Source organism: Salinimicrobium oceani, assembly GCF_012037645.1.
This window is the reverse complement of sequence record NZ_JAAVJR010000910.1, coordinates 1-392: the sequence shown is the minus strand read 5'-3', so window position 1 is coordinate 392 and position 392 is coordinate 1. Positions and strand designations below refer to the sequence as shown.

Annotated in this window: 1 protein-coding gene; it reads left to right on the top strand. The window is 35.5% G+C overall.

The annotated features are described in order from the left end of the window. The coding region (locus HC175_RS20015) for a polysaccharide biosynthesis protein (protein ID WP_168139834.1) at positions 1-318 on the top strand (318 nt) is incomplete at its 5' end. Positions 319-392: the final 74 nt, after the last annotated feature.

Here is a 392-nt window from a genome sequence, read left to right as displayed (position 1 = left end):
ATTCCAAATAAACAGATTGGTATTAAAATTACCGGATTACGTCCCGGTGAGAAACTTTATGAAGAATTGCTCAGCGACAAAAGTAAAACGCTACCAACTCACCATAAAAAGATCATGATCGCGATTGATCAGGTTGGAAATTATGGTGAGATAAGTGAATCAGTAGAGCAGATCATAAAATCTGCGACCAAGCTGAAAAGTCACAAAGTAGTGGCCAAGTTGAAAGCCCTGGTTCCCGAATTCAAGAGCAATAATTCCACTTTTGAAAAGTTAGATATAGACCCTGTTTTACATCCAAACCAGAAGAAAATAATTTAAATGATCAATAAAAATCCCCTGAAACACTTTTTCAAGCGATCTTTTTTCCTGAAATACTTTCTCTTATTTTTTGC